Origin of the sequence: Streptomyces lushanensis (assembly GCF_001700515.1) — a bacterium.
Classification (GTDB): Bacteria; Actinomycetota; Actinomycetes; order Streptomycetales; family Streptomycetaceae; genus Streptomyces; species Streptomyces lushanensis.
This window is the reverse complement of record NZ_MAUD01000521.1, coordinates 1-8,683: the sequence shown is the minus strand read 5'-3', so window position 1 is coordinate 8,683 and position 8,683 is coordinate 1. Positions and strand designations below refer to the sequence as shown.

General features: G+C 70.1%; 7 protein-coding genes. 3 read left to right on the top strand and 4 right to left on the bottom strand.

Translation table 11 applies throughout. From position 1 onward, the window contains the following. Positions 1-126: 126 nt before the first annotated feature. Positions 127-1,014, bottom strand: a complete 888-nt coding sequence (locus tag BFF77_RS30715) for a carbon-nitrogen family hydrolase (RefSeq protein WP_066956587.1) — start codon at positions 1,012-1,014, stop codon at positions 127-129. A 167-nt stretch (positions 1,015-1,181) separates the two neighbouring features. Between BFF77_RS30715 and BFF77_RS30710 the strand changes: the two genes are divergently transcribed. After that, on the top strand, positions 1,182-2,006 hold the full coding sequence (locus BFF77_RS30710) for a maleylpyruvate isomerase family mycothiol-dependent enzyme (protein WP_066956584.1): 825 nt from the start codon (positions 1,182-1,184) through the stop codon (positions 2,004-2,006). 221 nt (positions 2,007-2,227) lie between these two features. Here BFF77_RS30710 and BFF77_RS30705 read toward each other — a convergent pair whose 3' ends face one another. Next, positions 2,228-3,541: an MFS transporter gene (locus tag BFF77_RS30705; protein ID WP_066956581.1), complete on the bottom strand. Its 1,314-nt coding sequence runs from the start codon at positions 3,539-3,541 to the stop codon at positions 2,228-2,230. Next, positions 3,538-4,224 (bottom strand): GntR family transcriptional regulator, encoded by a 687-nt coding sequence (locus tag BFF77_RS30700; RefSeq protein ID WP_066956578.1) that lies wholly within the window; start codon positions 4,222-4,224, stop codon positions 3,538-3,540. The genes BFF77_RS30705 and BFF77_RS30700 overlap by 4 nt, the downstream gene beginning before the upstream one ends. Positions 4,225-4,451: 227 nt before the next feature. Between BFF77_RS30700 and BFF77_RS30695 the strand changes: the two genes are divergently transcribed. Next, entirely contained in the window at positions 4,452-5,387 is a 936-nt protein-coding gene (locus BFF77_RS30695) for a D-alanyl-D-alanine carboxypeptidase family protein (protein ID WP_066956575.1), read from the top strand. A 264-nt stretch (positions 5,388-5,651) separates the two neighbouring features. Next, the gene (locus tag BFF77_RS30690) at positions 5,652-7,613 is read left to right on the top strand and encodes a YncE family protein (protein WP_066956572.1); all 1,962 of its coding nucleotides are present in this window, start codon (positions 5,652-5,654) and stop codon (positions 7,611-7,613) included. A 142-nt stretch (positions 7,614-7,755) separates the two neighbouring features. Here the strand turns inward: BFF77_RS30690 and BFF77_RS30685 are convergent, their stop codons facing one another. Then, positions 7,756-8,430, bottom strand: coding sequence for a TetR/AcrR family transcriptional regulator (locus BFF77_RS30685; RefSeq protein WP_425424451.1), 675 nt, complete (start codon positions 8,428-8,430; stop codon positions 7,756-7,758). Positions 8,431-8,683 lie beyond the last annotated feature (253 nt).

Here is an 8,683-nt window from a genome sequence, read left to right as displayed (position 1 = left end):
TCAGCCAGCCGCCCTTGCCGATCAGCTCGGGGGCACGGACACGGGCACGGCGGGGCGAGGGCGCGGTGGTGGGCGCGGGGACGGCGTCGTTCATGGGACAAGGGTGCCATCCTGCGCCCGGGTCCGTCAGGCGCGGAGGCGGGACGGCGCTGCCAGGCCCAGGCGGCGGTCCTTCAGGGCCGGGAACTGTTCGCGGGTCGTGGTGACCCGCGTCAGGTCGAGGTCGGCCGTCAGGATCTCCTCGTCCGTGCCCGCCTCCGCCAGGACCTCGCCCCAGGGGTCCACGACGATGCTGTGGCCCGACTGCTCCACGCCCGCGTGGGTTCCGGCGGTGGCGCAGGCCAGGACGTACGACTGGTTCTCCACCGCGCGCGCCCGCGCCAGCAGCGTCCAGTGCGCGCGCCGCCGCGCCGGCCAGCCGGCCGGGACGACCAGCACGCGCGCGCCCGCGTCCACGAGGCCCCGGAACAGCTCCGGAAAACGCAGGTCGTAGCAGGTGGCCAGCCCGAGGACGGTCTCCCGGGCGTCAGGCCCGTCACCGCCGTCACGGCCGCCGGCATCGCCACCGCCGTCGGGCCCGGCCCCGCCGTCACCGTCGAGTGTGAGCGGCACCGTCACCAGCTCCTCGCCCGCGCTCATCAGCGTCGCCTCGCCCTTGTCGAAGCCGAAGCGGTGGATCTTGCGGTAGGTGCGGACCAGCTCACCGGCCGGGGACAGCACCAGCGAGGTGTTGTACAGCGCTCCCCCGGCGTCCCGCTCCACGAAGGAACCCGCGTGCAGCCAGACCCCCGCGTCGCCCGCCGCCTTCGACATCGCCTCGAAGGTGGGCCCGTCCAGCGCCTCCGCCTCCCGCGCGAACGACTCGTACGCGAAGGCGCCGACCGGCCACAGTTCGGGCAGGACCACCAGGTCGGCGAGGCCCCGCTGCCGCCGTACCAGCGCCGCGGCGCGCTGCCTGCGCGCGTCGACCGATTCGTACGGATCTACTGTGATCTGGATGAGAGAGGCGCGCACAGTACCACCGTCCTGGCATTCGAGCCGTCAACACGGGCCTACGATCGTCACACGAAAGCACTGCCGGGGTGCCATCAGGCAGCGTAACTTAGCTGCCAAACCTCCCACGCAGCCCGCAGCCAGCCCAGCAAGCCAGCCCGCGTACCGCAGAACCGCCGAGGGGTCACGTGACCGTCCATCCCAGCCTTCAGAACTACGCCGATGCCTGGACCCACTCCATCGAGGCCATAGCCGAGCTGGTGCAGCCGCTCGTCGAGGGCGAGTGGAGTTGGCGCACGCCGTGTCCAGGCTGGTCCGTACGAGACATCGTGTCGCATGTCATCGGCATGGAGAGCGAGCTGCTCGGGGACCCACGGCCCATCCACTCGCTGCCGCGCGATCTTTACCATGTGCAGAGTGAGTTCGCCCGCTACATGGAGATGCAGGTCGATGTGCGGCGGCACCACACCGCACCGGAGATGACCTCCGAGCTGGAGTACACGATCATCCGCCGCAACCGGCAGATCCGTAACGAGACCCGCTCGCCCGACACCATGGTCCGGGCGCCGCTCGGCAAGGAACAGACCCTTGAGGCGGCCTGGCGCGGGCGGGCCTTCGACGTCTGGGCCCATGAGCAGGATCTGCGGACGACGCTCAACAAGCCCGGCAACCTCGACTCGCCCGGCGCCCTGATCGCCCGTGACGCGTTGCTGGACGCGCTGCCGAAGGTGGTCGCCAAGGACGCGGGCGCGCCGCCGAACTCGGCGGTCGTCATCGATGTGAGCGGTCCGGTGGAGTTCCTGCGTACCGTCCGGGTGAACGCGGAAGGCCGCGGTTCGATCGACGGCTCGCCCTCGCTCGGCCCGCTGGTGACGCTGGCGATGGACTGGGAGACGTACTTCCGGCTGGCGTTCGGCCGGGTGCGGGCCACGGCGGTCGCCGACCGGATCAAGATCGACGGCGATGACGAACTGGCGACGGCGATCCTGCGCGAGTTCGCGGTGACGCGCTGACCCCCAGGCCGGGCTGCCGAGGCGGTGACCCCCTGCGGGGCGTCGGACGCGTCGCGGCGCCGCCGTAGCGGCGCCGGACACCGGGAGTCGGACGCGGGTCGCGCGGTCCGCGCCTGCCGGCCGGCCGCACCTTCCGTACGTACCGGCCCGCACGCCGTCTGTATGTTCGCACCCGCCCTCGCCCCCGTACGTGCACGGCCTCACGCCGGTACGCACCGCCCTCACGCCGGTACGTGCACGGCCTCCACCCGGCTCGCCACCAGTCGTTCGCGCTCCCGCCGGGCCGTCCGCGCCCGCAGCCGCAGGATCTGCACGATCCCGAGCGTTTCGAGGACGAAGACGGACGAGAACGCGATCCGGTAGTTCCCGTCGGTCGCGTCCAGCAGGACGCCGACCGCGAAGAGCGTCGTCATCGAGGCAACGAAACCGCCCATGTTGACGATTCCGGAGGCCGTGCCCTGACGCTCCGGCGGGTTCGCCGGCCGGGCGAAGTCGAAGCCGATCATCGACGCGGGCCCGCAGGCGCCGAGGACCGCGCAGAGCGTGATCAGCAGGACGGTGGGGGCGTGCTCGCCCGGGTACGCGATCGTCGTGGCCCAGATCAGCGCCGTCGCCCCGACCGTGCCCAGGGCCAGCGGCGCCCTGGCCCGGTGATGGCGGGCGATGACCTGCCCGTACACCAGCCCGACGGCCATGTTGGACAGGACGACGAGGGTGAGCAGTTCGCCCGCCACGCCCTGGGACAGGCCCTGGGCCTCGACCAGGAACGGCATGCCCCACAGCAGCAGGAACATCATCGCCGGGAACTGCGTGGTGAAGTGCACCCACAGCCCGAGCCGGGTGCCGGGCTCCCGCCAGGACTCGGCGATCTGCTTCCGTACGTAGGCGGCGCCCGCGTGCTCGACGGGAGGCGGCTCATGGCCTTCCGGATGGTCCTTGAGGAAGAGCAGAACCAGGACGAGTACGACGGCACCCGCGAGCGCGCTGCCCGCGAAGGTGGTGGTCCAGCCGAGGCCGTGCAGGGCGCGGGAGATGAGGATGGTGGAGACGAGATTGCCCGCCACCCCGAAGAGCGCGGCGATCTGTCCGATCATCGGTCCGCGCCGGGCCGGGAACCACCGCGTGCCGAGGCGCAGCACGCTGATGAAGGTCATCGCGTCACCGCAGCCGAGCAGGGCGCGGGCGCCGAGGGCCGTGCCGTACGAGGGCGCGAGCGCGAAGCCGAGCTGTCCGGCGGTGAACAGCACCACGCCGATGGTCAGCACCTTCCTGGTGCCGAGCCGGTCGACCATCAGGCCGACGGGTATCTGCATGCCCGCGTACACGAGGAGCTGGAGTATGGAGAACGTCGAGAGCTCGGAGGCGTTGACGTCGAAGCGGTCGGCGGCGTCGAGACCGGCCACGCCCAGGCTGGTACGGAAGGTGACGGCGACGAAGTAGACGGTGACACCGATGCCCCAGACCCAGGCGGCGCGACGGCCGCCGGGCGGATCGCCCGGGAGGGTGACGGAGGAGGAGCCCGCGGAAGCGCTCACCGTGCCTCACCCCTGACCAGCACCTTGACGCGGCTGATGTGACGGCGCAGACAGGCGGCGGCGCCGTCGGCGTCACCGGTCCTGATGGCGTCGAGCAGTTCGGCGTGTTCGGTGATGTTCTTGGCGATACGGTCGGGATGCGCCTCCATGACGGCGACGCCCATCCGCAACTGCCGGTCCCTGAGCTGGTCGTAGAGCCGGGAGAGGATCTGGTTCCCCGCGTGCCGCACGATCTCGGCGTGGAAGCAGCGGTCGGTGGCGGCGACGGCGGCGAGATCGCCGTCCACGGCGCGCTGCCGCTGCTCGTCGAGCAGTTCCTCCAGCCGCTCGATCAGCCGCGCGGAGGCCGGCACGGCCTTCCGTACGGCGAACTCCTCGACCAGCAGCCGCGTCTCGACCACATCGGCGATCTCCTGGGCCGACACGGCGAGCACGAGGGCGCCCTTCTTGGGATAGAGCTTGATCAGCCCCTCGACCTCCAGCTTCAGAAGAGCCTCGCGCACGGGCGTGCGGGACACCCCGACGGCCTCGGCCAGCTCTCCTTCCGTGAGCAGGGTGCCGCCTTCGTAACGGCGGTCGAGTACGGCTTCCTTGACATGGCTGTAGACACGGTCTGCGGCGGGCGGTCGCTTCACAGGGGTCGGCGTGGGAGCTTGGGCCGGAGCGGCAGCGGCGGAAGGCATGCGCACAGCTTAGATACAACACAGATGCGCGAGCACCCTCGTCCGGGATGCGGACGGACGCATTCGACGGCGCGTCCGGTGACACGCGGCGCGTTCGGTGGCGCATCGCACGGCGTTCGCGTGCATCCATCCGGGGTGCTCGTGAGTCTCAAGACGGGACCCCTTTCCCAAGGTGGTCCTGTTTTGGCGCATTTCAACGCATTCGCGGATTCGGAGCGTTTCCTTTGATGTCCAGTCTCCCGGGCGCACGCAGAGCCGCCACGGTCACGGTCACCCTCACCGCCGGCGCGCTGCTGTCCGTCTCCTCCCTGGTCGCGCCCGCGCAGGCCGCCACCGCGCCGTCCATCGGCGGCAAGGGCGGGTTCGTGCTCAACAACGCGACCGGCGCCACGGTCTACGGCAAGGCCGCCGACACCCGGCGTCAGATGGCGAGTACGACAAAGATCATGACGGCCGCGGTGGTGCTCAACACCAAGGGCGTCGACCTCAACCGCAAGGTGACCGTCAAGCAGGCCTACCGCGACTACGTCACCAAGCAGGGCGCCAGCACGGCGGATCTGCGCACCGGCGACAAGGTCACCGTCCGCCAGCTGCTGTACGGGACGATGCTGCCTTCCGGGTGCGACGCCGCGTACGCGCTCGCCGACACCTTCGGCACCGGCTCGACGACCGCCGCGCGCACCAAGTCGTTCATCGCGAAGATGAACGCGACGGCCACCTCGCTCAAGCTCAAGAACACCAAGTTCGACTCGTTCGACGGCATCTCGCAGAGCGGGAAGAACTACACGACCCCGCGCGACCTCGCGAAGATCGCCCAGTACGCCATGAAGAACACGAACTTCCGCGCCGTCGTCAAGGCCACCTCGTACAAGAGCACGGCGCCGACCAGCACGGGCGGCAAGCGCACGTACACCTGGTACAACACCAACAAGCTGCTCGGCTCCTACAAGGGCGCCGTCGGCATCAAGACCGGCACCGGCACCGCCGCCGGACCCTGCCTGGTGTTCGCCGCCACGCGCGGCAGCAAGACGCTCGTCGGTGTCGTCCTGAACGGCGCGGACCGTTACAAGGACGCGGCCAAGCTGCTCGACTACGGCTTCGGCTCGTCGACGGCGAAGACGATGAAGCTGCGCACCCTTCCGGCGAACGCACAGCGCGACTGATCCCGACCCCGTCGGGCCGAACGGGAGCCGCGCCGGAACCCAACCCTCCGGCGCGGCTCCCGCGTTGTCACAGGTATGACCTGGCGTCAGAACAGTGACGCGGCTCGCTGACTCGCCTGCCTGTTCGTCCGCCTGCTTCTCCGCCTGTTCGTTCGCTCGCTCGTCCGCTCGCGATCAACCGCCCGTACGCGCTCACGCCCACGCGCGTCCACACCCGCGGGCGCACGCTCACGGGCCGGTCTCCATTGGGGGGTACAACTCATCATGCGTCTGCGCACTCTGCCGGCCGCCACCGCACTGGCGGTCCTGTTCAGCTCGGCGGTTCTCACCGCCGCACCGGCGTCCGCCGACACCACCAGACCCGTCGCGGTCGGGGACGCGGACGACACGGTCGTCGACGGCGTCCACCAGCGGCTGTACTTCAGCGACCGCGGCCAGAACAAGATCGTCGTCACCGACTACACCGGCAAGGTCGTCACCACGCTCACCGGCCTGCCCCAGGTCCGGGACCTCGAACTGAGCCCGGATTCGGGCACGCTGTACGCCGCGCTCCACGGCGCGGACAAGATCGTCGCCATCGACACCGCGACGCTCACACAGACCGCCGAGTACCCGACCGGCGACGGGACCATCCCTTCCCAGCTCGCCTACGCCGACGGCAAGCTGTGGTTCGGATACGGCGACCAGTGGGCGTCCGGGCTCGGCGCGGTCGATCTGACCGCCGAGACACCCACGGTGACGCTCGACCTGGCGGCCGGCCACGACTGGTCCGGCCCGCCCATGCTCTACGCCGACCCCGACAACCCGGGCACGCTGCTCGCCCTCGACGGCCACATCAGCTCCGCCCCGATCGTCGTCTACGACGTCTCCTCCGGCACTCCGGTCATCCGTGTCTCCGCCGAGAAGGGCGGCTTCTACAAGGACGCCGCCCTCACGGCGGACGGCCGGTCGGTCGTCGTGGCCGGTCCCGGGAACCGGGCGCTCACCGAGTACCGGCTCTCCGATCTGGAGCAGGTGCGCACCTACCCCGTCCCCGACGAACCGGTGACGGTCAGCGTCGCTCCGGACGGCACGGTCGCGGCGACCCTTCTCGACACCGACAACCTCGGCGACACGTATGTCTTCAGCCGAGGCGCCGGCCAGCCCGCCAGCGTCCGCAATCTGTCGTCCGGCTGGATGCCCCCGTTCGGGCACTCGATGAACTGGTCGGCCGACGGCGGGAAGCTGTTCGTGCTGAGCGGGTCCTCCGAATCCACCACGTTCCACGCCCTGGACGAGCCCCGCAAGTACGTCGGCACGCTCAAGGCCGACGCCCCGGCCACCGCCACACGTGCCAAGCCGCTCACCGTCAAGGGCTCGCTCGTCTCCGCCCTCGCGCTGCCCGCCGGGACGCCGCTGACCGTCACCCGTACCGACATGGAGTCGCCGAAGGGCAAGTCGCTCGGCACCAAGTCCCTCGGCACGGGCGGCAAGTTCTCGTTCACGGACACTCCGCCGGCGGGCGGCAAGGTCACGTACAAGGTGACGTACGCCGGTGACGCCACGCACACGCCGGCGACCGCCTCGGACAGCGTCACCGTCTCCCGCGCCACACCCGCGCTGACGCTGAACAACAACGGCAAGGTCTACGACTACGGCAAGGACGTCGCGTTCACGGCGCACCTCGGCACGACGTACAAGAACCGCACCGTCGAGATCTGGGCCGATCCCTTCGGCTCCGACAAGCCGAACAAACTGGTGAAGACCGGCACGGTCAACTCCAAGGGCGATCTGTCGGTCACCCTGGACATGACCCGGGACGCCACGGTCACCGCCGTGTTCAAGGGCGACGGCCGCTATGCCCCGAGGTCGGTCAAGTCCACGGCGTACGCCAGGGTGAGGGTCTCGACGGCGCTGTCCAAGCACTACAGGACCGGCAAGATCGGCTCCACGACGTACCACTACTTCCGCAAGAACACCGATGTCATCTTCACGACGACGATGACCTACCACACGGGCCGCAAGCAGCGGCTCGAACTGGAGTTGTACTTCCAGGGCAAGTGGTACGCCGGCGGCACCGAGTACTTCAAGCTCGGCACCAACGGAAAGTCGGCCGTCAACCTGGGCCACGCCGGTGAATCCGGCATCCGCGCCCGGGTGCGCTCCTCGTACATCAACAGCGGCTCCGGAGACACCGTCAACTCGACGACGCACGGGGCGTGGAAGTACTTCGTCTTCACGAACTGATCCGACGACCGGTCCGAGCACGCCCCAAGGGCTGTCCCTCCCGCACCTCACCCGCGAAAGCCGGTGGGGTGCGGTATGTGCGGGTCTACGGGCGGCGCAGTCCGGCGCGGGGGCCGCCGGGGCGCCGCCGCGGCGCGGGGCGTCAGCGTGAGGCCCGTACCAGCAGGCCCGTGAGCAGCACCTCGAACAGCTCGCGCACCGTGTCCGTGAAGTCGATCCGCAGGACCGCGAGCGCGGGCTCGGCCTCGTACGCGGCCAGCATCGCGGCCGAGGGCTGGGTGTGGGTCCACACCGCCCCGGTCGTCAGCAGGACGGCGCCGCCGAACCGCACCGCGTCGGGCTCGGTCAGTTCGGGAAGACGGGCGCACAGCAGCCGGACCAGCACACCGACGTTCGCGAGCGCGGCGCGCTTGTACTCGGCGGCGACCCGGGGCGAGACATTGCGTTCGAGCACCGCGGCCTGCGCACTGACCAGGTCGCAGAGAACGGGACGGTCCGCCAGCGAGGTCGCGAGCGCGGCGGCGAGCTGATCGGCGCGCTCGGAGAGCGGGGCGTCGGCGTCGACCGCGGCGGCGAGGTCGCCGTCCAGGTGGTCCAGCCATTCGCGGGACGCGACGTCCAGCAGTTCCAGCAGCACGGCCTCGCGGGACTCGAAGTAGCGCAGCACATTGGATTTGGCGAGGCAGACGCGCCGGCTCAGCTCGTTGAGGCTCAGCCGCGCCACGGGCATCTCGGTCAGCATCGCGGTGGCCGTGTCGAGGATCGCCTGTCTGCGCGCGGCGCGCTGCTCGTCGCTGCGGGCTCGCTGGAAGGGCATGGTCATGGCACCAGACTACAGACCCCTGGTCTGTTGTTATCGAACCGACGGTCTGATAGCTTCGCCGACAACAGACCGCCGGTCTGCTGAGAACCCGGACCAGGTCCGTCCATGACACCGGCCCGTCCTCATCAGTGCTGACCCGCCCTGCCCCGACCTGCCCTGACCTGCCCCGATCCACCCCTCACCCCGGGAGTCACCATGTATGCCGTCCCCGACCAGACCGGAAAGCTCGCCGTCGTCACCGGCGCCA